This window comes from Arthrobacter sp. BI5 (assembly GCF_056680065.1).
Genome location: NZ_CM155264.1, coordinates 2,856,198 through 2,881,779, shown reverse-complemented (window position 1 = coordinate 2,881,779; position 25,582 = coordinate 2,856,198). Strand labels below are relative to the sequence as shown.

At 70.8% G+C, this 25,582-nt stretch carries 25 protein-coding genes and 1 riboswitch; of the genes, 18 read left to right on the top strand and 7 right to left on the bottom strand.

Annotated elements, in window-relative coordinates:
• Position 1 precedes the first annotated feature (1 nt).
• Together AC1MED_RS13195 and AC1MED_RS13190 are read right to left on the bottom strand one after the other, a co-directional pair.
• Complete coding sequence (locus tag AC1MED_RS13195) at positions 2-1,720, bottom strand: DEAD/DEAH box helicase (RefSeq protein WP_479783730.1); 1,719 nt, start codon at positions 1,718-1,720, stop codon at positions 2-4.
• A 310-nt stretch (positions 1,721-2,030) separates the two neighbouring features.
• A complete protein-coding gene (locus AC1MED_RS13190; RefSeq protein WP_479783729.1) occupies positions 2,031-3,536 on the bottom strand; it encodes an RNB domain-containing ribonuclease in 1,506 nt (501 codons plus the stop codon).
• A gap of 40 nt (positions 3,537-3,576) precedes the next feature.
• Between AC1MED_RS13190 and AC1MED_RS13185 the strand changes: the two genes are divergently transcribed.
• Positions 3,577-4,248: a ferritin-like fold-containing protein gene (locus tag AC1MED_RS13185; protein WP_479783728.1), complete on the top strand. Its 672-nt coding sequence runs from the start codon at positions 3,577-3,579 to the stop codon at positions 4,246-4,248.
• Between the two features lie 34 nt (positions 4,249-4,282).
• Here AC1MED_RS13185 and thiE read toward each other — a convergent pair whose 3' ends face one another.
• The gene (thiE, locus tag AC1MED_RS13180) at positions 4,283-5,023 is read right to left on the bottom strand and encodes a thiamine phosphate synthase (protein ID WP_346959587.1); all 741 of its coding nucleotides are present in this window, start codon (positions 5,021-5,023) and stop codon (positions 4,283-4,285) included.
• A 26-nt stretch (positions 5,024-5,049) separates the two neighbouring features.
• Positions 5,050-5,170: riboswitch (TPP riboswitch) on the top strand.
• Between thiE and thiO the strand changes: the two genes are divergently transcribed.
• From thiO to AC1MED_RS13155, 5 genes are all read left to right on the top strand, one after another.
• Positions 5,162-6,478, top strand: coding sequence for a glycine oxidase ThiO (gene thiO, locus AC1MED_RS13175; protein WP_479783727.1), 1,317 nt, complete (start codon positions 5,162-5,164; stop codon positions 6,476-6,478). It overlaps the preceding riboswitch by 9 nt.
• Positions 6,475-6,711 (top strand): sulfur carrier protein ThiS, encoded by a 237-nt coding sequence (thiS, locus tag AC1MED_RS13170; protein WP_479783726.1) that lies wholly within the window; start codon positions 6,475-6,477, stop codon positions 6,709-6,711. Before thiO ends, thiS begins: the two co-directional genes overlap by 4 nt.
• 5 nt (positions 6,712-6,716) lie before the next feature.
• On the top strand, positions 6,717-7,526 hold the full coding sequence (locus AC1MED_RS13165) for a thiazole synthase (RefSeq protein WP_479783725.1): 810 nt from the start codon (positions 6,717-6,719) through the stop codon (positions 7,524-7,526).
• A 131-nt stretch (positions 7,527-7,657) separates the two neighbouring features.
• Positions 7,658-7,981, top strand: a complete 324-nt coding sequence (locus AC1MED_RS13160) for a YciI family protein (RefSeq protein WP_346959631.1) — start codon at positions 7,658-7,660, stop codon at positions 7,979-7,981.
• A gap of 43 nt (positions 7,982-8,024) precedes the next feature.
• Positions 8,025-9,320 carry an RNA polymerase sigma factor gene (locus AC1MED_RS13155; protein WP_479783723.1) on the top strand — a complete coding sequence of 432 codons (1,296 nt, stop codon included), beginning with the start codon at positions 8,025-8,027 and terminating at the stop codon, positions 9,318-9,320.
• On the opposite strand, the gene AC1MED_RS13150 is transcribed toward AC1MED_RS13155, so the two are convergent.
• From AC1MED_RS13150 to AC1MED_RS13140, 3 genes are all read right to left on the bottom strand, one after another.
• Positions 9,321-9,623, bottom strand: coding sequence for a cytochrome c-type biogenesis protein (locus AC1MED_RS13150; protein ID WP_346959582.1), 303 nt, complete (start codon positions 9,621-9,623; stop codon positions 9,321-9,323).
• Between the two features lie 55 nt (positions 9,624-9,678).
• Complete coding sequence (locus AC1MED_RS13145; RefSeq protein WP_307035058.1) at positions 9,679-9,903, bottom strand: DUF3107 domain-containing protein; 225 nt, start codon at positions 9,901-9,903, stop codon at positions 9,679-9,681.
• A gap of 88 nt (positions 9,904-9,991) precedes the next feature.
• The gene (locus tag AC1MED_RS13140; protein WP_346959581.1) at positions 9,992-10,738 is read right to left on the bottom strand and encodes a TetR/AcrR family transcriptional regulator; all 747 of its coding nucleotides are present in this window, start codon (positions 10,736-10,738) and stop codon (positions 9,992-9,994) included.
• A 6-nt stretch (positions 10,739-10,744) separates the two neighbouring features.
• Between AC1MED_RS13140 and moeB the strand changes: the two genes are divergently transcribed.
• Together moeB and AC1MED_RS13130 are read left to right on the top strand one after the other, a co-directional pair.
• A complete protein-coding gene (gene moeB, locus AC1MED_RS13135; RefSeq protein ID WP_479783720.1) occupies positions 10,745-11,956 on the top strand; it encodes a molybdopterin-synthase adenylyltransferase MoeB in 1,212 nt (403 codons plus the stop codon).
• 11 nt (positions 11,957-11,967) lie between these two features.
• A complete protein-coding gene (locus tag AC1MED_RS13130) occupies positions 11,968-12,975 on the top strand; it encodes an SDR family NAD(P)-dependent oxidoreductase (RefSeq protein WP_479783718.1) in 1,008 nt (335 codons plus the stop codon).
• Between the two features lie 21 nt (positions 12,976-12,996).
• On the opposite strand, the gene AC1MED_RS13125 is transcribed toward AC1MED_RS13130, so the two are convergent.
• Entirely contained in the window at positions 12,997-14,346 is a 1,350-nt protein-coding gene (locus AC1MED_RS13125) for a glutamyl-tRNA reductase (protein WP_346959578.1), read from the bottom strand.
• 158 nt (positions 14,347-14,504) lie between these two features.
• Here AC1MED_RS13125 and hemE point away from each other — a divergent pair, with 158 nt between their 5' ends.
• The 10 genes from hemE (at position 14,505) to hemL (ending at position 25,549) form a co-directional block, all read left to right on the top strand.
• Complete coding sequence (gene hemE / locus AC1MED_RS13120) at positions 14,505-15,653, top strand: uroporphyrinogen decarboxylase (protein ID WP_479783717.1); 1,149 nt, start codon at positions 14,505-14,507, stop codon at positions 15,651-15,653.
• A 7-nt stretch (positions 15,654-15,660) separates the two neighbouring features.
• Positions 15,661-17,151, top strand: a complete 1,491-nt coding sequence (gene hemG / locus AC1MED_RS13115; protein WP_479783716.1) for a protoporphyrinogen oxidase — start codon at positions 15,661-15,663, stop codon at positions 17,149-17,151.
• A 215-nt stretch (positions 17,152-17,366) separates the two neighbouring features.
• Complete coding sequence (locus tag AC1MED_RS13110) at positions 17,367-18,062, top strand: hypothetical protein (RefSeq protein WP_479783715.1); 696 nt, start codon at positions 17,367-17,369, stop codon at positions 18,060-18,062.
• Positions 18,063-18,160: 98 nt separating this feature from the next.
• Positions 18,161-18,877, top strand: a complete 717-nt coding sequence (hemQ, locus tag AC1MED_RS13105) for a hydrogen peroxide-dependent heme synthase (RefSeq protein WP_479783714.1) — start codon at positions 18,161-18,163, stop codon at positions 18,875-18,877.
• On the top strand, positions 18,874-20,163 hold the full coding sequence (locus tag AC1MED_RS13100) for a ferrochelatase (protein WP_479783713.1): 1,290 nt from the start codon (positions 18,874-18,876) through the stop codon (positions 20,161-20,163). The genes hemQ and AC1MED_RS13100 overlap by 4 nt, the downstream gene beginning before the upstream one ends.
• A complete protein-coding gene (gene hemC, locus AC1MED_RS13095) occupies positions 20,160-21,158 on the top strand; it encodes a hydroxymethylbilane synthase (RefSeq protein WP_346959572.1) in 999 nt (332 codons plus the stop codon). Before AC1MED_RS13100 ends, hemC begins: the two co-directional genes overlap by 4 nt.
• 20 nt (positions 21,159-21,178) lie before the next feature.
• Positions 21,179-22,096, top strand: a complete 918-nt coding sequence (locus AC1MED_RS13090; protein ID WP_479783712.1) for a uroporphyrinogen-III synthase — start codon at positions 21,179-21,181, stop codon at positions 22,094-22,096.
• The gene (gene hemB, locus AC1MED_RS13085) at positions 22,093-23,076 is read left to right on the top strand and encodes a porphobilinogen synthase (protein WP_346959570.1); all 984 of its coding nucleotides are present in this window, start codon (positions 22,093-22,095) and stop codon (positions 23,074-23,076) included. The genes AC1MED_RS13090 and hemB overlap by 4 nt, the downstream gene beginning before the upstream one ends.
• A complete protein-coding gene (locus tag AC1MED_RS13080) occupies positions 23,073-24,194 on the top strand; it encodes an LLM class flavin-dependent oxidoreductase (protein WP_346959569.1) in 1,122 nt (373 codons plus the stop codon). The genes hemB and AC1MED_RS13080 overlap by 4 nt, the downstream gene beginning before the upstream one ends.
• A 23-nt stretch (positions 24,195-24,217) precedes the next feature.
• Positions 24,218-25,549 (top strand): glutamate-1-semialdehyde 2,1-aminomutase, encoded by a 1,332-nt coding sequence (hemL, locus tag AC1MED_RS13075; RefSeq protein ID WP_346959568.1) that lies wholly within the window; start codon positions 24,218-24,220, stop codon positions 25,547-25,549.
• The last annotated feature ends 33 nt before the right edge of the window (positions 25,550-25,582 follow it).

Below are 25,582 nucleotides of genomic sequence, written 5' to 3'. Positions count from 1 at the left end.
ATTAGGCCTCGGCGCTGCGTGCCGGAGCGCCGCCCTGTGCCTCGCCGGCCACCACTTCGCCGTTGCGGCGGCGGGTGCGGGTCCGGCGGCGCGCGCGGGTGGCGCGGTCGACCTCGGTCGGCGCGCTTGCCGTTGCCGGGGCGTCTGCCTCGGCGGGTCCGGTGGCGGTCTCCTTCTCGGGCGAACGACGACGGCGCTCACCGGAGCGTCCGCCGTCGCGGGAGCCGGAGCGTCCGCCCTCGCGGCCGCCGTCGCGGGAGCCGGAGCGGCCGGAGTCGCGTCCGCTGCCCCGGGCGCCGTCCCGGGCACCTTCCCTTGCGCTGGGGCGGGTGTTCTTCTTGCCGGTCTCGCCCAGGTCTTCGAGGACTTCGGCGTCGACGCCGGCGAGTACCCGCTTGTCGCGGGGGAGCCGGCCCTTGGTGCCCTCGGGGATGTCCAGTTCCTCGTACAGGTGCGGCGAGGAGGAGTAGGTCTCCACCGGTTCGGGCACGCTCAGGCCCAGGGCCTTGTTGATCAGGCCCCAGCGCGGCATGTCGTCCCAGTCGACGAAGGTCACGGCGGTGCCCTTGTTGCCCGCACGGCCGGTGCGGCCGACGCGGTGCAGGTAGATCTTCTCGTCTTCGACGCACTGGTAGTTGATGACGTGCGTGACGTCGTCGACGTCGATGCCGCGCGCGGCGACGTCGGTGGCGACCAGGACGTCCACCTTGTTGTTGCGGAAGGCGCGCAGCGCCTGCTCGCGGGCGCCCTGGCCGAGGTCGCCGTGGATGGCGGCCGCAGCGAAGCCGCGGTCCACGAGCTCCTCGGCGACCTTCGCGGCGGTGCGCTTGGTCTTGGTGAAGATGATGGTCCGGCCGCGTCCGCGGGCCTGCAGGATGCGAGCCACCACCTCGATCTTGTCCATGCTGTGGGCACGGTAGATCAGCTGGCGGATGTCGCGCTTGGTGAGGCCCTCATCCTCGGGATCCGCGGCGCGGATGTGGGTGGGCTTGGTCATGTAGCGGCGTGCCATTGCGACGACCGGGCCGGGCATGGTGGCGGAGAACAGCAGGGTCTGGCGGACGGCCGGGGTACCGGCGATGAGGGTCTCCACGTCCGGCAGGAAGCCCAGGTCCAGCATCTCGTCGGCCTCGTCGAGGATGACCATCTTGACGTTCTTCAGGACGAGGTGCTTCTGCTTGTACAGGTCGATCAGTCGCCCGGGGGTGCCGACGACGATCTCGACGCCCTGCTGCAGGGACTCGACCTGCGGCTCGTAGGCACGGCCGCCGTAGATCGTGGTGATGCGGGCGTTGCGCTTGCGGGCCGCGTTCTGCAGGTCGCTGGCGACCTGGACGGCGAGTTCACGGGTCGGAACGATCACGAGGGCCTGCGGGGCGCCGGGGGCCGGGAGGTCGGCGAAGCCCGCGTCGTCGCGTCCGATGACGCGCTGCAGGGCCGGGATGCCGAAGCCGAGGGTCTTGCCGGTGCCGGTCTTGGCCTGGCCGATGATGTCGTGGCCGCCCAGGGCAACCGGCAGCGTCATGGCCTGGATCGGGAACGGGTGGGTAATGCCGGCGTCGGCCAGGGATTCAACGATGTCCGCGCGGACGTTGTAGTCGGCGAACGACTTTTCCGCGATTTCGTGCGGGGTTTCGTCCGAGATGATGGTTTCTTCCGGCTCGATCGTTTCCGTGCCGGATTCGTCAGTCAGAAGCTGGTGCGTGTGCAATTCACTCACAGGGGAGTTTCCTTATTCATTTGGGCTGCGCTGCTTGCTCAACGGGGCCGGCGCAGGGCCGTTCCGGAGCACGCTCAGGGGCGCAAGCAAGTCCAGTGGAAGCCGATCGCGGGCTATCTAAATGCTGGCACTGGGACCAGCGGGTGTGTCTCAAGATCGCGTAGGGGCGGGCTTGTTGAATTCGAAAAACATGGAAATCAACGACCGGGCATCCATTACTACCCTTCCAGTCTAGCTGTTCGCCGTTCGGAACCTCGACCGGGCCGGCGGTGTGGCGCGGCAGCGGCGCCGGAGCGGGGCGTGGCGATGATCAGCCGACGAGTTCCAGCCGGACTTCGCGCGTCACGATGTCCGAGGACAGGACCCGCACCCGGACCTGGGTGCCGGACTCCAGTTCGCCGGGGCACCGTGCGGTCACCGCGGGCTCGGCGATCTGCACGATCCCTGACGGGCCGTTCCCGTTGCCGTTGCCCTTACCGTTCCCGTTGCTGCCCTTCCCGTTACCGTTGGCGCTGCCGTTCTTGGCCGGTTTCGAACCGGAAATGACGACGGCGTCGAACTCCTGCCCGATGTGGTTGCTCAGCAGGGCCGCCTCCACGGTGTCCAGTGACAGCCGCTCCAGTTTGGCGGCCAGCTGGTCCGAGGCCGCCATGATGGCCGGCAGTGACGGGAGCGCGTCGCGGGCCCAGCCCGGTACCTCGGCGTCGTTGGACAGGGCCTCGCAGATGACCAGGACAAAACGGTCGATCAGGCGCCGCAGCGGGGCGGTGGAGTGGGCGTAGGCCGCGCCGATGGCGGATTGGATGGCGTCCTCGGGAACCGTCCCGTCGAACGGGGTGTAGCCGGCCCCGCGGAAGAGCATGCCGGCGGAGTGTACGATCGCGAGCTGGCGCGGGTCGGTGGGGTCCAGGGTGCGCAGGTATTCGCCGTAGCTGATCCGGCCGTCCCAGGGTTTGCCGAGTGCGCCGGTCTGGCGCCGGAAGTGCCGCAGCGAGCTCTCATCCGGGGCGGGCATGGTGCGCAGGATGCCGACTTTGCCCTGCAGCATCAGGTCCGCGGCGGCCATGCCGGTCATCAGGGATATCTGGGCATTCCAGTCCTCGACCGGCAGCGGCGGCGCGGCGACGATCCGGTAGCCGCCGTCGGGCAGTTGTTCGATTTCCTGCTCCGGCATGTTCAGGCTCGCCCCGCCGCGGAGCCGTTCCAGTTCCACCCGTTTGCTGCCGACTTCCTTGAGCAGTTGCAATACCGGGTCCGCGGTGCCGCCGTCGAGTGCGGCCTGCACGCCGTGGTAGCTGAGCTTGGCCCGGCTGCGGACCTGCGCCCGGCGCACCAGGACGGAGGCCACTTCGGCGGCGCCGTCGAGTTCGAACTCCCAGACGAAGGCCGCACAGAGCTGGCCCGCCAGCAGGCTGCCGGCCGCCTCGCTGATGACTTCGGGGTGCAGCGGGATGCGGCCCTCCGGAGTGTAGAACGTTTGGCCGCGGCGCCGGGTCTCGGCGTCGAGCGCACTGCCGGGCTGGACGAAAGAAGGGACATCCGCAATGGCGTAGAAGACCTTGTAGCCCTCGCCGTCGCGGTCAATGAACAGGGCCTGGTCCAGGTCCGTTGAGGACGCCGGGTCAATGGTCACGAACTCGACATGCGTCAGGTCCAGCTCGGGCAGTTCGTGGCCGGCTACAGCCGCCTCGGCGTCCCGGAGCGCCGCTTCCGGGAACGGACCGGGCAGTTCCAGGGTGGTGCGCAGTGCGTTGAGCGCCTGGGCAAGCTGGTTCTTCTGCTGGCGGACGCTCGGAGTCAGGCGATGATGAGACACGAAATCAGGGTAGCCCGATTTCCGCCACTAGTCTTGAAGCATGAGCACCTCCCCGGCCGAGCCCGCCCGCTACCAACGCTTCCTCAGGGACCTGCTGGGCGTGATGGCCTACGGGGAGCTCTCAGCCTTCGAACGGCTCTCCTCCGATGCCCGGTATTCGCCCACCCTGCACGACCGTGCGGTGCTGGGCCGGCTCGCGGTCATCGAGTTCCAGCACTTCGAACTGGTCTGCGCGCGGCTGGCCGAACGGGGCGCCGACGCGGAGGAAGCCATGCTGCCGTTCCAACCGTCGGTGGACCACTTCCATGAGCGCACCCGGCCCGCCGACTGGCATGAGTCACTGATGAAGGCCTATGTGATTGACACAGTCTCCGCCGACTTCTACCGCTCCATTTCCAGCTACGTCGACGCCGGCACCGCCGCGCTGATCGAACAGGTCCAGTCCGCAGGGGACGCGACGGCGGTGCTGCGGGACCGGCTCAAGGCGGCGCTTGCCGACGACCCGCGGCTGGCGTCCCGGCTGGCGCTGTGGGCCCGGCGGCTGCTCGGGGAGGCACTCACCCAGGCGCAGCGGGTCAGCGTGGAACACGCCTTCCTCGGCGGCCTGACCGGCGCGGACGAGGCCAGGGCCGGTGAACTCGCCCGCGCCCTGACCGCCGACCTCGCCGCCGGGCATTCCCGGCGGATGTCCCAGCTCGGACTCGCCGGCTAGGTCCCCGGGCCGTCTTCCCGGCTAGCTTGCCCGCCTAGTTTTCCCCGGCACCGCTGCGGACGCCGGTGTGGTTTTCGGCGTCGGCGTGGCTGCCGGCGTCAAGCGCGGCCAGCAGGGCCCGCGCCGCCCCGGCGGGATCGGCGGCCTCGGTAATCGCCCGGACCACCACGATCCGGCGCGCCCCGGCGTCGACGACCTGCTCCACGTTGGCCAGGTCGATGCCGCCGATGGCGAACCACGGCACCACGCCGGAGACCTTTCCGCCGTCCGCGGCCTCGGCCCGGCCGATCGCCGCGGCGGCGTAGCGCACCAGGTCCAGTCCGACGGCGGCGCGGCCCGGCTTCGTCGGGGTGGCCCAGACCGGCCCCACGCAGAAGTAGTCCAGACCGCTCCGGCCCGGGGCCGCGGCGATCGCGGCGTCCACCTGCTCCGGGGTGTGGGTGGACATGCCGATCACGGTGTCCTTGCCCAGGAATTCCCGGGCCGCGGTGAAGGGGATGTCCTTTTGCCCGATGTGGAAGACCGGCGCCCCGGCGAGGGAGGCGAGGTCAGCGCGGTCGTTCACGGCCCAGAGCCGGCCGTGCCGCCGCGCCACGGCGTGCAGGAGCTCCAGCAGCTCCAGCTCCTCGGCCGCCTCCAGGGACTTGTCCCGTAGCTGGATGATGTCAACACCGCCGGCGAAGGCGGCATCAACGAAGTCCTCGAAGTCGCCGCGCTCCTTCCGGGCGTCGGTGCACAGGTACAGGCGGGCGGTGGTGTGGACATCCTGGCTCATGCCATAAGCCTAGTTCCTCTACACTGGGCGCATACCGCGGGAGCCCGCGCAGGCCGTCATCCGGCCGCCGGGCTGAGAGGGCGTCAGAGCCGACCGCTTGACCTGATCCGGTTAGTACCGGCGTAGGGAAGGAAGCCTATGGACGTATCAGTCCCACCATCCGCCACACCCGCCACCGGCGCTGTGCCGCGCGCAGGCGCCGAATATTACGACGTCGCCGTGATCGGCGGGGGAGTGATCGGCCACGGCATCGCCTGGGAGGCCCGCCGCTCGGGCCGCACCGTCGCCCTGCTCGACGACGACCCCGGCTCCGGCGCCAGCTGGGCCGCTGCCGGAATGCTGGCGCCCGTGAGCGAACTGCATTACCAGGAGGAAGACCTCTTGGCCCTGATGCTGGAAGCGTCACGGCTGTGGCCGGAGTTCGCTGCCGCTCTGGCTGGCAACAGCACAGCCGGCGGCGTTGACGCGGGCGGCACCGGCTATCTCACGACGCCGACCCTCGCCGTCGGTGCCGACGCCGCCGACCGCCGGGCGCTCGCCGACCTGCGGGCCGTGCAGCAGGCCTGCGGGCTGGCCGTGGAGCCGCTGACGGTCCGCGAGGCGCGCAACCGCGAACCCCTGCTCAGCCCGGGCATCTCCTGCGCCTTCGACATCCCGGCCGACCACCAGGTGGACCCGCGCCGACTGCTGGCCCGGATCGGCTCGCTGCTGGCCGCCGACAGCCGGTACACGGCGGTGCGCCGCCGCGCGGCCGGGCTGCTCTGGGACGGCGGCCGCGTGGCGGGGGCCACGCTTGAGGGCGGCGGGGAAATCCGTGCCGGTGAGACGGTTGTGGCCAACGGCCTCGGGGCAGCCGACCTGCAGGGCCTGCCGGCCGGACTGTCCCTGCCGCTGCGGCCGGTCTACGGGGACATCCTCCGGCTCCGGGTGCCGCAACGGCTCCGGCCGCTGCTGCGCTCCACCGTGCGGGGGCTGGTCCGCGGAGTCCCGGTCTACATCGTTCCGCGGGCGGACGGCACGGTGGTGATCGGCGCAACCCAGCGGGAGGACGCGCCCTCCGCCGCCGCCGCCGTGTCCGCCGGCGGCGTCTACCAGCTCCTGCGCGATGCCCAGCAGCTGCTCCCGGCCGTCGCCGAACTGGAACTGCTCGAGGCCACGGCCCGGGCACGGCCGGGGACACCGGACAACGCCCCGCTGCTGGGCCGCGTGGCCGGCCCCGGCGCCGGGCCGGACATCGCGGGCCTGATCGTGGCCACCGGTTTCTTCCGGCACGGGGTGCTGCTCACCCCCGTGGCCGCCGCCATCTGCCGGGCGCTGCTGGACGGGCAGCCGGACCCGCGCTGGGCCCGGTTCCGACCGGACCGGTTCTCCGTCCGCCGCCCGGATTCCTCCGGCCACGACCCGGGCGACGTCTCACCCGCACATGCCCCAACGACAGACAGGACCACAGCATGAACATCAGGCTCAACGGAGCGCAGCACGCCCTCGCCGACGGCGCCACGGTCGGCGCGCTGGTCAGCGGGGTCACCGGCCGGACGCTGGCCGCCGACGGGCAGGCCACGGACGGCCGCAAGCTCGGCGTCGCCGTCGCCCGCAACGACGAGGTGGTGCCGCGCAGCCAGTGGCACTCGACGGCGCTCGCCGAGGGCGACGACGTCGAACTCGTCACCGCGGTACAGGGAGGATGAACGCCATGGCAGAAACAGCGCTGGACGCAACCCGGCAGGCACGCCGGGACCCGCTGACCTTCGACGGCGTGGAGCTGGGCTCGCGGCTGATCATGGGCACCGGCGGGGCACCGAGCCTGGACGGCCTGGGCGCCGCCCTGGTGGCCTCCGGCACGGAACTCACCACGGTGGCCATGCGCCGCTACTCGCCGGCCGAGAGCGGCTCGCTGTTCCAGCTGCTGGCGGACAACAACATCCGGGTGCTGCCCAACACCGCCGGCTGCTTCACCGCCCGGGATGCCGTTCTCACGGCCGAACTGGCCCGCGAAGCGCTGGAGACGGACTGGGTGAAGCTTGAGGTGATCGCGGACGAGCACACCCTGCTGCCGGACGCCCTGGAACTTGTGGAGGCCACCGAGCAGCTTGTGGCCCGCGGCTTCAAAGTCTTCGCCTACACGAACGACGACCCGGTGCTGGCCCTCCGGCTGGAAAACCTCGGCGCCACCGCCGTGATGCCGCTGGGCGCCCCGATCGGCACGGGCCTGGGCATCCTGAACCCGCACAACATCGAACTGATTGTCTCGAGGGCCTCCGTACCGGTGGTGCTTGACGCCGGCATCGGCACGGCCTCCGACGCCGCGCTCGCGATGGAACTGGGCTGCGATGCCGTGCTGCTCGCCACCGCCGTGACCCGCGCCCAGGACCCGGCGCTGATGGGGGAGGCGTTCCGGCACGCGGTCATCGCCGGCAGGCTGGCGCGCAGGGCAGGCCGGATCCCGCGCCGCGAGCATGCCCTGGCCTCGTCCGCCATGGAAGGCCGCGCCGAGTTCCTGTAGCGGTTGCGGCGGCGGGGAAACCGGCCGGAGTACCATTCCGGAAAAGAAACTTGGCGGCAGGTGTCCTTTTGGCGGCACCTTCTTCGTCGTACTGCTGTATCGACCTACTAGAAGGAGTCACCGTGGACTACATGCTTTTCATCTGCACCGATCCCACAGCGCCGGAATATGTGGCCGCCGAGGACAACATCGAGGAATGGGCGGCCGAGGTGGAAGCCAGGGGTATCGCCCGGCACGGTGACAGGCTGCGTCCGGTGGAAGACGCCACCACTGTCAGGGTGCGCGCCGGCGAGGTGGTCGTCACGGACGGTCCGTTTGCCGAGACGAAGGAGTGGATCGCGGGCTACGACATCATCGCCTGCGCCGATCTCGATGAGGCGATCGAGGTTGCCTCCAAGCATCCGATGGCAAAATTCGGCAAGATCGAAATCAGGCCTGTGTGGCCGTTCGGATAGCGGCCATCCGCCTGAAGCCCTCGATCCCGACGCAGGGGGTCGCGTGGCAGCGGAAGTGACGGACGTGCGGACCGCCGTCGAAGGCGCCTCCGCCGCCGAGACTGCACGCATCACCGCCACCCTCATCCGCGTGACCGGCGACTGGGGCCTGGCCGAGGACTGTGTCCAGGACGCGTTTGCACGCGCCCTGGCCGACTGGCCGGAGCGTGGCATCCCCGCCAACACCGGGGCGTGGCTGACAACCGTCGCCAAGAACAGGGCGATCGACCGGATGCGGAGCGCGGCCAGCGAAAAGCGGGCGGTCCAGGAACTCGCGGTCCTCACCGAGCTCGAAGGGCTCGCTGAGGCTGCCCCCGGTGATCCGGCTGCCGGGGACGACCGGCTGCGGCTGATTTACACCTGTTGCCATCCTGCCCTCCCGCTTGAGGCACGGGTGGCACTGACGTTGCGGACAGTGGCCGGCCTGACCACAGGCGAGATCGCACGCGCGTTCCTCGTCCCGGAGTCAACCATGTCGAAACGGCTGGTCCGCGCCCGCGCCAAGATACGGAATGCCGGGATTCCGTACCGGGTGCCGCCGCCGGAGCTGATCTCCGAACGCACGGCCGGCATCCTGTCCGTGCTCTACCTCATGTTCAACGAGGGATATGCGGCCGCCGGGGGTACCACGCTGATCCGCGAGCCCCTTGTCCTTGAGGCGATCCGCCTCAACCGTCTGCTGATCCGTTTGCTCGACGGCTCTTCCGAGGAGCCGGAGGCCATGGGCCTGCTGGCACTCATGCTGTTCCAGCACGGCCGCCGATTGACGCGGACCGACGCCGCAGGGGACCTGGTGACGCTGGAGGACCAGGACCGCGGGCAGTGGGACCAGGCAGCGACGGCGGAAGCCCTCGCGCTCCTGGCAGCCGCCGACCGGCTTGGGATTTCACGCGGTGCCCGGCCCGGGAGCTACCGGATCCAGGCAGCCATCGCCGCGTGCCACATGACCGCCCGCGATTTCGGCAGTACCGACTTCACCCGCGTGGCTCTGTTGTACGACCGTCTCGCCGAACTGGCACCGTCGCCGGTCGTCGACCTCAACCGCGCAGTCGCCGTCGCCATGTCCCAAGGACCGGAGGCAGGGCTGCACCTCATCGACCGACTGGACCTGGCGGGGTCACTGGAGCGGTATTACCTCCTGCCTGCCGCGAAGGCGGACCTCCTGCGGCGCCTTGGCAGGCTGCAGGAGGCCGGCCGCGAATACCTGAAGGCCCGGGCACTCGCACCAACCGAGGTGGAGCGCCGCTACCTCAGCAAACGCCTGGCGGAGACCGGCGCCGACGGAACCGGGGAACGGTGATTAGAGGCGCAGGATGGCGGTCATCCGTGCGGTGTCCTGCCGGGTGCGGGACCTGCCGAGGTAAAGCACCGCGCCGACCGCTGCGGCGCCGCCCAGCAGCAGGGGCGCGACCCACGGGATCCAGGTAAGGCCCGGCTGGTAGCCGAAGCCGGCCGCCATGAAAATGATCCAGCTCAGCATCCCCACGCCGAGGGCCACCCCAGCCGGCACGGCGATGCCGTACTTGGCGTGCCGCTTGTCATTGGCCCACACCACAAAACCCGCGGCCACGGCCACCATGGCCACCACAATCAGGGACAGCATTCAGACTCCTTGGGGAATTGCGGGTTGGGCAGCTGAGGGGAACGGGCCGGTCGGCCTAGAGGGCGCCGAAGCCCACCCGCCGGACCTCTTCGGCGCCGATTTCGACGTAGCCCAGGACGTTCGCCGGGATGATGATCTGGCGGCCCTTCTCATCGGTCAGGCGGAGCTCGGTGCCCTTGGAGAGTGCCTCTCCCACCAGCTTCGCCACCGCGTCGGCGTCCTGGTTCGATTCGAGGGCAATTTCGCGGCCGATGTTCTGAATGCCGATCTTTACTTCCACAGCAAGGCCTCCCAGCCAATCAAAGTGTTCAAGTTCGCTACGAGTTGTCTCTGCGAGCTTTCTCTACGAGTTGTTCTCTATTTGTAGTCTAGGACTCCTTGGGGAAGCGGGAGATTCCGCGCCAAGCTAAACGGTAGATCAGGTCGCTGGCCACATCGATGTCCAGGTTCCCGTCCGTTTCCAGCCAGTACCGGGCACTGACCTGCGCCATCCCGGACAGTCCCCGGCCCAGGAGTTGGGCTTCCAGGAGCGGCAGTTTGGTGTCCTCGGCGATGACCTTCGCGATCGCGTCAGCGAAGGTTTTGTTGAACGTCTCCAGCCGTGCGCTCACATCGGGGTCGTTGACCAGGTCCGACTCGAAAACGAGCCGGTGGGCCTGGTCATCGTTGGCGATGAAGTGGAAATAGGCGCGCATGACCGCCTGCACGCGCTCATCATTGTCAGTCGTCGAATTCAGGGCGCCCAGCAGCAGTTCGGTGAGGGTCGAGAGGTGGCTGTCCAGCAGCGCCAGGTACAGCTCGCGCTTGGACGGGAAGTGCTGGTAAAGCACCGGTTTGCTCACGTGGGCCGTCTCGGCGATCTCGTCCATCGCGGCGCCGTGGTAGCCGTTGGCGACAAAGACCTCCTGCGCGGCGGCCAGCAACTGTGCCCGCCGTTCATCGCGCGGCAGCCGTGCCGAGCGCTGCGTTCCGCTGCGCGTCTGGCCCGTCGACGACTTGCCGGTATGTCCCCGCTCAACCGGTGCCTGATGAACCACTGTCGGCCTACTTTCCCTCGCTGTTAGCTCCACTTTACGCGGGGGTAATATGACCTGGCGGCATCTTCGGGCATACATTGAAGTATGGCTTCCCAGATGACCGCAAACGGCACCCCCGCAACGCCGGCACCGGCACCCGGACCGCTGGTTGAACCGGCGGACGCGCTGACGCCGGAGGAGGTGGAACGCTACTCACGCCACCTGATCATTCCCGAGATCGGATCGCTCGGGCAGCGCCGGCTGAAAAACGCCAAGGTCCTGGTGATCGGCGCCGGCGGCCTCGGTTCACCGGCCCTGCTTTACCTCGCCGCCGCCGGGGTGGGAACCCTGGGCATCATCGACGACGACGACGTGGACCTGAGCAACCTGCAACGCCAGGTGATCCACGGCGTGGCGGACGTCGGCCGGCCCAAGACCGAGTCCGCGCGCGACGCGATCGCCGCGCTGAACCCCCTGGTTGATGTCCGGCTGCACAACGTCAGGCTGGATGCCGCCAATGCACTGGAGCTGTTCGCCGGCTACGACCTGATCGTCGACGGCGCCGACAACTTCGCGACCCGCTACCTGGTCAACGACGCCGCCGCCATCCTCGGCAAGCCCTACGTGTGGGGCTCGATTTTCCGCTTCGACGGACAGGTCAGCGTCTTCTGGGAGCAGCACGGCCCCACCTACCGGGACCTGTACCCGGAGGCGCCGCCCGCAGGTTCCGTGCCCTCGTGCGGGGAGGGCGGCGTGTTCGGCATGCTGTGCGCCGCCGTCGGATCCCTGATGGTGACCGAAGCGGTCAAACTGATCACCGGCGTCGGGCGTTCACTGCTGGGCCGGGTGGCGCTGTTCGATGCCCTCGGCGGCAGCTGGCGCGAAATCAAGGTCTCCCGGGACCCCGCGGCCCCGCGCATCAGCGAACTCACCGACTACGAGGCCTTCTGCGGGATCGCCCCCGCCGCGGACGCGGGCACCGAACACACCGTCACGGCCACCCAGCTCGCCACCATGCTGGCCTCGCGCAAGGCCGGGCTGAAGGATTTCCAGCTCGTGGACGTGCGCGAAAGCGGGGAATTCGACATTGTCCGCATCGACGGCGCCACGCTGATCCCGCAGGGCCGGATCCTCGCCGGCGACGCCTGGGCCGAACTGCCGCAGGACACGGACATTGTGTTCCACTGCAAGGCCGGCACGCGTTCGGCCGCAGTGCTGGCCGCAGCCCGGGCCGCCGGCTACCAGCGCGTCAGCCACCTCGAGGGCGGGATCCTGGCCTGGGTCCGCGAGGTGGAGCCCGGCAAACCGGTGTACTGAGAGGCACTGCCATGAACCACCACACCAACCTGACCCCGCAGCACAAGATCGGCTCGGGTTTCGGCCCGCGCTCGACGGCGGCGGAGGTGGTAGCGGGCCTGGACCTGGCCGGTAAGACCGCCGTCGTCACCGGCGGGTACTCCGGTCTCGGCCTCGAGACGGTGCGGGCACTCGCCTCCGCCGGGGCCCGGGTGATGGTTCCGGCGCGGCGCCCCGACCACGCCCGCAGGGTCCTGGACGACGCCGGCCTGGCCGGAGTCAGCGTCGCCGGCCTGGATCTGGCCGAGCTGGACAGCGTGAGGGAGTTCGCGGCCGGTTTCCTGGCCTCCGATTTCCTCGGCGACAGCGGCAGCCTGGACATCCTGATCAACAACGCCGCCATCATGGCCAGCCCGGAGCGACGCGTCGGCCCGGGCTGGGAATCCCAGTTCGCCACCAACCACCTGGGCCACTTCGCGCTCACCAACCTACTCTGGCCGGCCCTGTCCGCGGGGGAGGGCGCCCGGGTGGTGGCCCTGTCCTCCACCGGCCACAAGCTCTCGCCCATCCGGTTCGATGACCTCAATTTCGACTCCGGCTACGACAAGTGGAAGGCCTACGGGCAGGCCAAAACCGCGAACGCGCTGTTCGCTGTGCAGCTGGATGCGCTTGGGAAGGACGCCGGCGTCCGGGCCTTCGCCGTGCACCCGGGAGGCATCACGACGGAGCTGCAGCGCCACCTGCCCAGGGAAGAAATGATCGCCTCGGGCTGGATGGACGCCGACGGAAAGCTGAACGAGAGGTTCAAGACGCCCGCCCAGGGCGCGGCAACCTCGGTTTGGGCGGCCACCTCCCCGCTGCTCGCGGGCAAGGGCGGCGTCTACTGCGAGGACTGCGACATTGCCGAGCCGACGGAACCAGGGACGCCGGAGGCACGGATCAGGGGAGTGGACGCCCACGCCGTGGACCGGGCGGACGCCGCACGGTTGTGGCAGCTGTCCGCCGAACTGACGGGCGTCAACGCCTTCGCCGCGCCCTAGGAATCGCGCCGCCGGAGCGAGCTAGGCCGTGTCCCGCTGGCCGTTGACGGAGGGAAGCGCGCCGTGGTCCACCGGGCACTCGGCCTCGGTGCCGGAAACCGGGCGGCGGGCCGCGGGCTGTTCGACGGTGATGCCGTAGACGGCCTCGAGTCCGGCCACGTACTCATCCTGCTGCCCGTTCGCGGCCAGTTCCCGGGCGCGGACGGTGGGCACGTGCAGGAGCTGCTTGACCATCCGGCGCAGGGCAAACTCGACTTCCTCGGCCGCGGCGGTGCAGCCGTGACGGGCCCGCACCTTCTCCATCTCGGCGTCGAGCACATCCATGGTGTGCCGGCGCAGGGCGACGATGGCCGAATCGACCGAGCGCGCCTGGCGTTCCTGCTCGAAGGCGGTCGCGGCGCCGTCGACGATGCCGCTGGCCTGGTTCAGCGACTCCGCCTGCTCCTGCGGCGCGGCCAGCCGGACGGACTCCAGCGTGAGCAGTTCGACGCCGTCGAGCTCGGCGACGGCGGGATCGAAGTCGTGGGTAAGGGCCAGATCGATCGCGATCAGCGGCTGCGGCGACGCGGACCGGATCCGGGCGAGCTCCGGGGCCTCGACGCGGTTGTCGGAGCCGCTGCAGCCGATCATCACGTCGGCGGCGGCCACGGCGCCCGGCAGGGACTCGCTGTCCAGGGCGGTGCCGCCGCGGGTGGCGACAAAGCCGGCGGCGCGGCCCGAGGAGGAGAACACGGAAATGTCGGTGCAGCCGCGTTCGCGCAGCAGGGACATGGTGGCGCCGGCGTAGGCGCCGGTGCCGAAGACCACTGCTTTCTTGCTGGACCAGTCGGGGTTCTCGGACAGGTCGGTCGCGAGGTCCAGGGCGACGGAGACGATGGAGAGCCCGCGCGAGCCGAGCGCCGTCTGCGCGCCGACGTCCTTGGCGGTCTTGGAGGCGGCCTGGAAGAGGCGGACGAGGCCGGAACTGGCGGTGCCGTCGTGCTGTGCGGTGATCAGGGCGCGCCGGACCTGGCCGGCAATTTCGCGTTCCCCGACGACGGCGGAATCCAGTCCGGAGCTGACCGCGAACAGGTGCCGGCTGACGTCGGGGCCGGTGCGGGTGTTGAAGGCGCGGGAGACGAGCTGTTCGTTGAGTCCGCTGGCGCCGCTGATCTGCGAGACCAGCGCGGCGCGGGCCGCCTCGACGTCGTCCGGGTGCGGGGCCTCGCCGTAGATTTCGAAGCGGTTGCAGGTGGCGAGGACAACGGCACCCGCCACGGCCGGCGATCCGGCGAGGGCGGATGTGGCAAGCCCGGAAGCGCCGGTGCTCAGTTGAGCAACGGTCTCGAGGTCGATGTCGGCGTGTGTAGCCACCAATGAGAAAAGAACCACAGCACGACAATCATAGCTTTTTCGTGTCCCGGTAGAACAACGGGCGGGCGTGGGACTGCCCACCCGGGGCTGTGATTCCCGCCACGGCGGCGCCTGCCCGGGCGTTCCTGACAGGCTGTCGTTATCTTTTAGGGCCGATTTTCGGCACAATCAAAGGCATGACTCCTAGCGCTGCGGCCGTCAACGGCACTGCAATGAACAGCACTGCACTGAACGGCACTGCAAACGACGGCACGGCAAACAACAGCCTCGACGCCGGCCATCCCCTGATGGACGGCCGCACCGCCGGTTCCCCGCTGATCACCGCCTACCGCGGCGGCAAGCCCTCGCGGCGGCCGGTCTGGTTCATGCGCCAGGCGGGCCGCTCGCTGCCGGAATACCTCAAGGTGCGCGAAGGCGTGGCCATGCTGGACTCCTGCCTGCGCCCCGAACTCGCCTCCGAGATCACCCTGCAGCCGGTGCGCCGGCACGACGTCGACGCGGCGATCTTCTTCTCCGACATCGTCATCCCGCTCAAGCTGGCCGGCGTCGGAGTCGACATCGTACCCGGCGTCGGGCCCGTGCTGGACAAGCCGGTCCGGACCGCGGCCGACGTCGCCGCCCTGCCGCAGCTGACCTGGGAAGCCCTGGAACCGATCCGCGAAGCGGTGCGGCTCACCGTGGCCGAACTCGGCAGCACCCCGCTGATCGGCTTTGCCGGCGCCCCGTTCACCCTCGCCGCGTACATGGTGGAGGGCAAGCCGTCCCGCGACCACCTCGGCCCGCGCACCATGATGCATGCGGATCCGGAAACCTGGACCGCCCTGGCCAACTGGGCCGCCGACGCCTCCGGGATGTTCCTCCGCGCGCAGCTGGAGGCCGGCGCCTCCGCCGGGCAGCTCTTCGACTCCTGGGCCGGTTCCCTGGGCCTGGCCGACTACACCCGCTTCGTGGCACCGGCATCCGCCCGCGCGCTGGACCACGTCCGGCACCTCGGAGCACCCCTGATCCACTTCGGCACCGGCACCTCGGAGCTGCTCGTCGCGATGCGCGACGTCGGCGTCGACGTCGTGGGCGTCGACTACCGGCTGCCGCTGGACGAAGCCAACCGCCGGCTCGGCGGGACCGTGCCGCTGCAAGGCAACATTGACCCTGCGCTGCTCTCCGCACCGTGGGAAATCCTTGAGGCGCACGTGCGGGACGTCATTGCCGCCGGCGCGTCGGCACCGGGGCACGTGCTCAACCTGGGCCACGGCGTGCCGCCGGAAACCGACGCCGCGGTCCTGACCCGCGTCGTCGAACTGATCCACTCGATCGCGCCCGAGTAGGCCCCCGATGGCCACCGACGCGGACGCAGGTTCACCGGCGCCGACCGCCGTGGTGGTGGGCGGCGGCATCTCCGGCCTGCTCGCCGCACGGGAGCTGGCCCGGGCCGGCGTCCGGACCACCGTGCTGGAAGCCGCGGGGGACTGGGGCGGCTGCGTGGGCAGCCACGTGGTTGCCGGCCTGACGCTGGACAGCGGCGCCGAATCCTTCGCCACCCGGTCATCCGCGGTGGCTGACCTGGCCGAAGAACTGGGCCTCGGCCCGCAGATCGTTCCGCCGAACCCCGGCGGCGCGTGGGTCCAGCTGCCGGAGGGTCCGCGGGAACTGCCGAAGACCGGAGTCCTGGGCATCCCGGCCAACCCCTGGGACCCCGAAGTCCGGCGCTCCCTTGGCCTGTTCGGCTCCGTCCGGGCCTCCCTCGATGCCCTGCTGCCGGCCTCCGTGGGGACCGCTGCCGAGGCCACCAGTGTGGCCGCCCTGGTCCGTGCCCGGATGGGCAGGCGCGTGCTGGACCGGCTCGTCTCGCCGGTGGTCGGCGGCGTGCACTCGGCCGACCCTGCCCTGCTGGATGTGGACATGGTGGCCCCCGGGCTCCGCGCCGGGGTCCGCACGCATGGTTCGCTCGCCGCCGCCGTGGCCGCGCAGCGCCGCGGCGCTGCCGCCCGCCCGGCCGCGCCGGCGCCGGGAACCTCGGGCCCGCGCCCGCAGCAGCCCGGGCTGCAAAAGGCGGGCTCCGCCGTCGCCGGCCTCCGCGGCGGGATGCACACCCTCGTCGGCGCCCTCGTCGCGGAGCTGCGCGGGCTGGACGCCACCCTGCTCAGCGGGACCCGTGCCGACGCCGTGCAACGCCTTCCCGGCGGCTGGCGGGTCACTGCGGGCCGGGCCCGTTTCGACGCAGAACGGCTGGTGGTCGCCGTGGAAGGCCCCGCTGCCGTTGCCCTGCTCGCGGACACCCTGCCGGCACTGGCGGCCCTCCGCCCCGACGCGGGACCCGACGTACGGCTGGTCACCCTCGTGCTCGACCGCCCCGCCCTCGACGCCGCACCGCGCGGCACCGGCGTTCTGGTGGCCCCGCAAAGCCCCGGCATCCGCGCGAAGGCGCTCACCCACGCGACCGCCAAATGGGCGTGGCTGGCCGAACAGGCGGCGCCCGGCCGGCACGTGGTCCGGCTCTCCTACGGCCGCGGCGACATCGCCCCGGACAACGCGGCCAACCGTGAACCCCGCAGCGACGAGGAGTTGTTCGACGCCGCACTGGACGACGCCCCCGCGCTCCTCGGCGTCCCGCTGTCCCGGACCGACGTGGTCGGCTGGGACGTGGTGCGCTGGTCCGGCGCACTGCCATTCGCGGCGCTAGGCCACAAGCAGCGCGTCGAGCAGGTCCGGCAGCTGTGCGCGGCGGAGCGAAACCTCGCCGTCGTCGGGGGCTGGCTGTCCGGAAACGGCCTCGCGGCGATCGTCGCCGACACCCCCAAGCAGCTCGCGTCCCTGCTGCCCTGACGGCTGCCGCGGGGCCGGAAACCCGGGCCCACCGCGGCGCCCGGCAGGGACGCCCGTGAGCCCGTTTTCGGCCCGCCGCTAACCCGAAAACGCCCGTGCGGCAAATTTTCCCCGCCGGCGTTCTGCCGCTAGGGTCGATGACCATGGTTATGCACAGGTCCGAAGTTCCAGAAACGCCGGCCGGTCACCATGGGGGACTCCGACGCGGCACGGCAGTGGCGGCGCTCGGAGCGGTACTGGCTCTCACCGCAGGGGTTCCTGCCACCTACGCTGCCTCTCCGACACCCAGCCCGGACACCCCGTCCGCCTCGATTTCAGTCGGCATCGATGACCTGGTCGGCGGCCTCGTGGAGTCTCCGGAACCCACCCCCTCGCCGACGTCCGGCACCGGCAGCCCTGCGCCCACCGAAAATGCGGCCCCGCCCAAGTCAGCAGAACCGGACCCGTCCCGCGAGCCGGATCCCTGGGAAACGCCGGAGCAGCGGGCCTCCCGCAAGGCCAGCGCACCTCCGGCCGCGCCGGGCAACTCAGCGCCGGCGCCGGCCCCCACTGGCCCGGGCCCGGCAGCCGGCCAGCCGACCGGCGGCCAGCAGCCCCCGGCGCCCGCACCGGAGAGCCCGGCCGCCACGGCCGACGCCGTTCCCGGCACTGCGGCCCCCGGCAGTGCAGCCCCCGGCAGTGCAACCCCCGGTACCCCGTCGGCGACCCCGAGCGGCACGCCGCGGTCCGCGACCACGACGTCCGCCGCCACGGAAGCGTCCACGGCAGCCACCCCCCGGTCCGGCGGCAAGATGCAGGCTGCGTCCTCCGTGGAGCCGGCCGGCCCGTCCGCCCTGGTGGGCTGGGGAATCTGCCTGGTCGCGGTCTCCCTGGGGGCAGGCGCGATCGTCCTCCGGATGCGCCGGATCTAGGGCCGCCGGGACCGTCCCGTTGTGAAATTGAGCACTTCTACGCGTTGTAGAAGTGCTCTGTTTCGACTTAGCTCCGGGGAGGGGGCAGACTGGTATCCATGAGCCACACTTCTGCCGAATCTGTCACTAAAACCGGAAATACAGCAGCCGAAGAATCAGCCGAGCAGTTCTTCACGCTCTGGACGGTGTTCAAGCGCTCCGCCGACGTCCTGCGCAGCGGCGAAGCGGCCGAGGACTTCGAGGCGCTGATCGGGCGGCTGGCCGAGGACGGCGTCGTCCACCGCGGCAGCTACGACGTTTCCGCGATGCGGGCGGACGCGGACGTCATGGTCTGGCTGCACGGCCCCCGCGCCGAAGCGCTGCAACGCGCGGTGCGCGATATCCGCCGCAGCAAGCTGTTCACCGGCACCGAGATCGCGTGGTCCGCCATGGGCGTGCACCGCGAGGCGGAGTTCGCCAAGAACCACACCCCGGCGTTCTCCCGCGGCGTGGAACCGGCCGAGTGGCTCTGCGTCTACCCCTTCGTGCGCTCCTACGAGTGGTACCTGCTGCCGGACGCCGAGCGCGGTGCGATGCTCCGCCACCACGGCCTGCTGGGCCGGGACTTCCCGCAGGTCATCTCCAACACCGTCTCCTCGTTCGCGCTGGGTGACTGGGAATGGATCCTGGGCCTGGAAGCCCCGGAACTCGTGGACCTCGTGGACCTGATGCGCCACCTGCGCGCCACTGAGGCCCGCCACCACGTCCGGGAGGAAATCCCCTTCTACACCGGCCGCCGCGTCAGCGCCGCCGAGATTGCCGAGGTCCTCGCATGAGCCCGCTCGATCCGCAGGATCCCCAAGAGAAGACACTCACGGCCGTGAACCCCGTCACCGAAGCCGGCCGGATGGCCCCCAAGGACTACGACGCGGTGCTGCTCGCCTCCTTCGGCGGCCCGGAAGGCCAGGAAGACGTCATCCCGTTCCTGCGCAACGTGACCCGCGGCCGCGGCATCCCGGACGAACGGCTCGAAGAGGTCTCGCACCACTACCGCGCCAACGGCGGCATCAGCCCGATCAACCAGCAGAACCGCGAGCTCAAGGCCGCCATGGAGGCCGAGCTGGCCGCCCGCGGCATCGGCCTGCCGGTCTTCTGGGGCAACCGCAACTGGGACCCCTACATCCCGCAGACCCTGCAGGAGATCTACGACGCCGGGCACCGCAAGGTCCTGATGATCACCACCAGCGCCTACTCCTGCTACTCCAGCTGCCGGCAATACCGCGAGGACATCGGCATGGCGCTGACCGAAACCGGGCTGGACGGCAAACTCGAAGTGGACAAAGTCCGCCAGTACTTTGACCACCCTGGCTTCGTGGAGCCCTTCATCGAGGGCACGGCCGCCGGCCTCGCCGACGTCCGCGCCCAGCTGGCCGCCGCCGGCACCCCGGACGCGCCGGTGCACATCCTGTTCGCGACCCACTCCATCCCGACCCGCGACGCCGAAGCGGCCGGCCGCTCCGAGGGCGAACCGCGCCAGTTCGAGCAGGACTCCGCCTACGTGGCCCAGCACCTGGCCACCGGCACCGAGGTCATCCGCCGGGTCGAAGCCGAAACCGGTCTGACCGCCCCGTGGTCGCTCGTGTACCAGTCCCGTTCCGGCGCCCCGCACGTGCCGTGGCTCGAACCCGACATCAACGACGCCATCGAGGAGCTCGCCGGCCAGGGCGTGAAGGGTGTGGTGATCGTGCCGCTGGGCTTCGTCAGCGACCACATGGAAGTCGTCTGGGATCTTGACACCGAAGCGCTGGAAACCTGCGGCAAGCTGGGCCTGGCGGCCACCCGCGTCCCCACGCCCGGCACGCACCGCAAGTTCGTCGCCGGCATCGTGGACCTCATCAGCGAGCGGACCGCGGCGAACACCATTGCCGACCGGCCGCACCTGACCAAGCTCGGCCCCTGGTACGACGTCTGCCGGCCCGGCTGCTGCGCCAACTTCCGCGGCGAAAAGCCCACCATCGCGGGTGCGGACACGCGCATCGGAACGGGACACGACCCCTACCCGGCGGACGCTCCCGCAGCCGCGGATGCCTCGGCCCCGGCAGCAGGCCAGGCCACGCCGTGACCGTGCGGATCGGCACGCGGGCCAGCAAACTCGCCCTCACCCAGACCCAGCAGACCGCGGACCAGCTGGCCGCCGTCGGCGGGTTCCCGGTGGAACTGGTGCATATCCGCACCGACGGCGACGTCCTCACCGGCCCGCTCTCCCAGATGGGCGGCACCGGCGTCTTCGTCGCCGCGCTGCGCGACGCCCTGCTGCGCGACGCGTGCGACGTCGCGGTGCACTCGCTCAAGGACCTGCCCACCGGTGCGGCCCTGGGCCTGACGCTCGCGGCCACGCCCAAGCGGGTGGACGTCCGGGACGTGCTTTGCGCCCGCGACGGGCTCACCCTCGCCGAACTGCCGGCCGGCGCAAGCGTCGGCACCGGCTCTCCGCGGCGGGCCGCGCAGCTGCGCGCCGCCCGGCCGGACCTGGACATCCGGGACATCCGCGGCAACGTGGACACCCGCCTGGGCCGCGTTCCCGGACTGCCCGGCAACAGCACCGGCGCCGTCGTCGAAGGAAAGTCCGGCGACCTCGACGCCGTCGTGCTGGCCGCCGCCGGACTGCACCGCATCGGCCGGCTCGACGCGGTGAGCGAATACCTCGACACCGAGGTGATGCTTCCGGCCGCCGGGCAGGGCTCGCTCGCGATCGAATGCCGCAGTTCCGACGCGCCCCGCAAAGCCGGGTCCACCGAGGGTTCCCAGGGCGTACTCGCCCAGGCCCTCGCTGCCCTGGACGACCCGGACACCCGGCTGGCCGTCACCGCCGAGCGGGCACTCCTGGCCCGGCTGGAGGCAGGATGCGCCGCCCCGGTCGGCGCCTACGCCTACCGCAAAGGCAGCATGCTGCACCTCGAAGCCGTGGTCTGCGCCGTGGACGGCACCGCGACCGTCCGGGACAAGAAAGCCACCGACGGGCTGACCGAGGTAGGCGCCACACTGTTGGGAATCGAACTGGCCGAGGCGCTGCTGGCGGCCGGCGCGGCCGACATCGCCGACCTGGCCGCTTCCTGAGCCGGACGGATTCTCGCCTGATGGGACGCCGCAGCGCCAGCCGCCGGCCGGACGGGGACGCCGGGCCCAGGGTGCTCGAGGGCGCCCGGATCCTGGTCGCCCGCAGCCCGGACCGGGCCGGTGCGCTGGTGTCCGCGCTCCGTGACACCGGCGCCGAGCCGCTGCTGCTGCCGCTCATCGACTTCGAGCACGCCTCCGACCAGCACTCGCTGGACGTGGCCTTCGACGCGCTTGGCGCCGGTGCCTACACCTGGCTGGTGGTCAGCAGCGTCACCACCGTCCAGGTCCTGGAGGCCAAGGCCGCCGAACGGGGCGCTGCCCTCAGCGCGTGGCTGCCCGGCAGCCTGCAGGTCGCCGCCGTCGGCCCCGCCACCCGGCGCGTGCTGGAGGCCCTGGACATCCCGGTGGACCTCGCCCCCGCAGGCCAGCAGTCCGGGGCGGGGCTGCTCGACATCTGGCCCCGCGGCCACGGCAGCGTGCTGCTGCCGCAGGCCGATATAGCCGACCCGCGGCTCCGCCGGGGGCTTCAGGCGCGCGGAGCCTCGGTCCAGGCCGTCACCGCCTACCGGACCGTCGATTACCCCGCCGATCCGCGGCGCAGCCTGGGCACCCCCGCGCCCCGGACGGGCGACGCCGCTGTGCTCAGCCTTTCCGACGCCCAGGCCGCCATCGACGCCGGAACCCTGCACGCCGTCGTCGCCGCCTCACCCAGCGCCGCCCGCCGCCTGCACGCCGGGCTGTCGCCGCTGGGCGACTGCCTGCTCGTCGCGATCGGACGTTCGACGGCGGCCGAGGCCCGGGCCCTGGGGCTGCCGGTCGCCGCCGTCGCCGAGGAGCCCACCGCCTCCGGACTCGTCGCCGCCGTCATCCGGGCCCTGGATCCGGCGCCCCCCGCACCCCACCCCGACCCCGAGCAGACTGTGAAGGACCAGACATGAGCTTCCCGACCCACCGCCCCCGCCGGCTCCGCACCACCCCCGCGATGCGGCGGCTGACGGCCGAACACCGCCTCTCGGCGGCCGAACTCATCCTGCCGGCCTTCATCCGCGAGGGGCTGTCCGAGCCCAACCCGATCGCCTCGATGCCCGGCGTGCAGCAGCACACCACCGACTCACTCAAGCGCGCTGCCGCCGAGGCCGTGAAGCTGGGCGTCGGTGGCATCATGCTCTTCGGCATCCCGGCCGAACGGGACGCCTGCGGCACCGCCTCGCTGGACCCCGAGGGCGTGCTGAACAAAGCCATCCGCGATGTGAAAGCCGAGGTCGGCGACGAGCTGGTCATCATGAGCGACGTCTGCCTCGACGAATTCACCGACCACGGCCACTGCGGCGTCCTGGACAGCCACGGCTACGTCGACAACGACGCGACCCTGGAGATCTACGGGCAGATGGCGGTGGCGCAGGCCGAAGCCGGAGCGCACGTGCTTGGCCCCTCCGGCATGATGGACGGCCAGATCGCCGTGATCCGGCAGGCCCTGGAAGAAGCCGGGCACGCCAACACCGCCGTGGTGGCCTACGCCGCCAAATACGCTTCCGCCTTCTACGGCCCCTTCCGCGAAGCCGTCGACTCGCAGCTCACCGGGGACCGGCGCACCTACCAGATGGACGCCGCCAACCGCCGCGAAGCGATCCTCGAAGTGGAACTGGACCTCGAAGAGGGCGCCGACATGGTGATGGTGAAGCCCGCCATGAGCTACCTCGACATCCTGGCCGACGTCGCCGCGATGAGCCCGGTGCCCGTGGCCGCCTACCAGATCTCCGGCGAATACTCGATGATCGAGGCCGCCGCCGCGAACGGGTGGATCGACCGCCGCGCCGCCATCACCGAATCCGTGCTGGGGATCAAACGGGCCGGCGCCAACATGGTCCTGACCTACTGGGCGAGCGAACTCGCCGGCTGGCTGAAGGAGGCCCGATGAGCCCCGCGGAAGTGGCGGACCCGGCGTCGGGAGCGAACCCCACCGCGCCCGTGGGTCCGGAGACCATCCTGCTTGGCCTGAACACCTTCGGCGACGTCGGCGTGTTCCCCGACGGTCACCCCGTCCCGCATGCCCAGGTGCTGCGGCAGCTGCTGGAACAGGCTGAACTCGCGGACCAGGTGGGCCTGCACGCCTTCGGCGTGGGGGAGCACCACCGCCGCGACTTCGCCGTCTCCGCGCCGGAGGTGTTCCTCGCCGCCGCCGCGGCCCGGACCAAGAAGATTCGCCTCGGCTCCGCGGTCACCGTCCTCAGCTCCGATGACCCGATCCGCGTCTTCCAGCGGTTCGCCACCGTCGACGCGATCTCCAACGGCCGGGCCGAGGTGATGCTGGGCCGCGGATCGTTCGTGGAGTCGTTCCCGCTGTTCGGCCTGGACCTGGCCGACTACGAGGTCCTGTTCGAGGAAAAACTCGAACTCTTTGACAAGGTCCGCGCGCAGAAACCGGTGAAATGGGAGGGCCGGACACGTCGGGCCATCAACGGGCTTAGCGTCTACCCGCCGCTTGAGCACCACCTGCTGCCGGCCTGGATCGGCGTCGGCGGCACCCCGGAGTCGGTGCTGCGCTGCGCCGAGTACGGTTACCCGATCATCTTCGCCATCATCGGCGGCCAGCCACGGTCCTTCGGCCCGCTGGCCGGGCTCTACCGCGAGGCCATGGCCAAATACGGCCACCCGATGCAGCAGGTGGCCACGCATTCACCCGGCCACCTCGCCGCCACGGACGAAGAAGCACGGGAGGAGTTCTTCCCGCACTGGCTGGGCCAGCGCAACCAGATCGGCGCCGAGCGCGGCTGGGGGCCGGGCAACCGCGCCGAATTCGACTACCTGTGCAGCCCCGAGGGTGCGCTCTACGTCGGTTCACCGGAGACGGTCGCGGCGAAGATCGCCCTGCTCAAGCAGAACCTGGCCGTGGACCGCTTTGACCTCAAGTACAGCAACGGCACGCTCCCGCATGCGGCCATGATGCGATCCATCGAACTGTTCGGCACCGAGGTGGCGCCCCGCGTGTCCGCGCTGCTGGCCTCCGCGGCGCCCGCCGGCGACCGGCCCCTGTGAGAACCACTGAAAGAATAGGAACTATGACTTCCAGCCACCCTCGCAACGAGGAACTCTTCGACCGCGCCCGCCGGCTGATGCCGGGCGGCGTCAATTCGCCGGTCCGTGCCTTCGGCTCGGTGGGCGGTACCCCGCGCTTTATGGTCTCCGCCAAGGGCCCGTACCTGACCGACGCCGACGGCGCCGAGTACGTCGACCTGGTCTGCTCCTGGGGGCCGGCGCTGCTGGGCCACGCCCACCCGGCGGTCCTCGCGGCCGTGCACGCCGCCGTCGACCGCGGACTGTCCTTCGGCGCCTCGACCCCGGACGAGGCAAACCTCGCCGCGATCGTGCAGGAGCGCGTCCCGGCGGCCGAGCGGGTCCGGATGGTCTCTACTGGCACCGAGGCGACCATGACCGCCATCCGCCTGGCCCGCGGCTACACCGGCCGCAACCTGGTGATCAAGTTCGCCGGCTGCTACCACGGCCACCTTGACGGACTCCTCGCCGCCGCCGGTTCCGGCCTCGCCACGCTCGCGCTGCCGGGCTCGGCGGGGGTCACCGCCGCCACGGCCGCCGAGACCCTTGTGCTGCCCTACAACGACCTCGCTGCCGTCGAAGCCGCCTTCGCCAAGCACGGCGACAGCATCGCCGCCGTGATCACCGAGGCCGCCCCGGCCAACATGGGCGTCGTTACCCCGGCCGAGGGCTTCAACGCCGGACTGGCCCGGATCACTCGGGAGCACGGTGCCCTGCTGATCCTCGACGAGGTCCTCACTGGTTTCCGCACCGGCTACTCGGGCTACTGGGGTCTCACCGGCGGCGCGGCCGACGCCACGGAGCCCTGGGCCCCGGACCTGCTCACCTTCGGCAAGGTCATCGGCGGGGGCATGCCGACGGCGGCCCTCGGCGGCCGCGCCGAGGTCATGGACTACCTCGCCCCGGTGGGTCCGGTCTACCAGGCCGGCACCCTCTCCGGTAACCCGGTGGCGATGGCAGCCGGCGTCGCGACCCTCACCCACGCCACCAAGGACGTGTACTCCTTTGTCGATGCCCGTTCGCTGGAACTTTCCGGCGCGCTGTCCTCGGCGCTGGACGCGGCCGGCGTGGACCACTCCATCCAGCGCGCCGGGAACCTGTTCTCCGTGGCCTTCGGCACCTCGGCCCGCGGCGTCCACAACTATGACGACGCCCAGGGCCAGGAGGTCTTCCGCTACGCGCCGTTCTTCCACTCGATGCTGGACTCCGGGGTGTACCTGCCGCCGTCGGTGTTCGAGGCCTGGTTCCTCTCCGCAGCGCACGACGACGCCGCGATGAACCGGATCTTCGACGCCCTGCCGGCCGCCGCCAGGGCCGCCGCCGCGGCGCAAGCCTAGGAGCACGGCGCAGGCCTAGGGAGCCGGCGGCGG

Bases quoted from the DNA above. Each gene is read 5' to 3' on its own strand.
- thiS (WP_479783726.1), top strand. From the start codon at position 6,475: ATGAACATCAGGCTCAACGGAGCGCAGCACGCCCTCGCCGACGGCGCC.
- AC1MED_RS13160 (WP_346959631.1), top strand. From the start codon at position 7,658: ATGCTTTTCATCTGCACCGATCCCACAGCGCCGGAATATGTGGCCGCC.
- AC1MED_RS13100 (WP_479783713.1), top strand. From the start codon at position 18,874: ATGAGCCCGCTCGATCCGCAGGATCCCCAAGAGAAGACACTCACGGCC.
- hemB (WP_346959570.1), top strand. From the start codon at position 22,093: ATGAGCTTCCCGACCCACCGCCCCCGCCGGCTCCGCACCACCCCCGCG.
- AC1MED_RS13080 (WP_346959569.1), top strand. From the start codon at position 23,073: ATGAGCCCCGCGGAAGTGGCGGACCCGGCGTCGGGAGCGAACCCCACC.
- AC1MED_RS13150 (WP_346959582.1), bottom strand. From the start codon at position 9,623: ATGCTGTCCCTGATTGTGGTGGCCATGGTGGCCGTGGCCGCGGGTTTT.
- hemL (WP_346959568.1), top strand. From the start codon at position 24,218: ATGACTTCCAGCCACCCTCGCAACGAGGAACTCTTCGACCGCGCCCGC.
- AC1MED_RS13130 (WP_479783718.1), top strand. From the start codon at position 11,968: ATGAACCACCACACCAACCTGACCCCGCAGCACAAGATCGGCTCGGGT.
- thiE (WP_346959587.1), bottom strand. From the start codon at position 5,023: ATGAGCCAGGATGTCCACACCACCGCCCGCCTGTACCTGTGCACCGAC.
- AC1MED_RS13140 (WP_346959581.1), bottom strand. From the start codon at position 10,738: ATGTATGCCCGAAGATGCCGCCAGGTCATATTACCCCCGCGTAAAGTG.
- moeB (WP_479783720.1), top strand. From the start codon at position 10,745: ATGGCTTCCCAGATGACCGCAAACGGCACCCCCGCAACGCCGGCACCG.
- AC1MED_RS13165 (WP_479783725.1), top strand. From the start codon at position 6,717: ATGGCAGAAACAGCGCTGGACGCAACCCGGCAGGCACGCCGGGACCCG.
- AC1MED_RS13090 (WP_479783712.1), top strand. From the start codon at position 21,179: ATGGGACGCCGCAGCGCCAGCCGCCGGCCGGACGGGGACGCCGGGCCC.
- hemE (WP_479783717.1), top strand. From the start codon at position 14,505: ATGACTCCTAGCGCTGCGGCCGTCAACGGCACTGCAATGAACAGCACT.
- hemQ (WP_479783714.1), top strand. From the start codon at position 18,161: ATGAGCCACACTTCTGCCGAATCTGTCACTAAAACCGGAAATACAGCA.
- thiO (WP_479783727.1), top strand. From the start codon at position 5,162: ATGGACGTATCAGTCCCACCATCCGCCACACCCGCCACCGGCGCTGTG.
- hemG (WP_479783716.1), top strand. From the start codon at position 15,661: ATGGCCACCGACGCGGACGCAGGTTCACCGGCGCCGACCGCCGTGGTG.
- AC1MED_RS13185 (WP_479783728.1), top strand. From the start codon at position 3,577: ATGAGCACCTCCCCGGCCGAGCCCGCCCGCTACCAACGCTTCCTCAGG.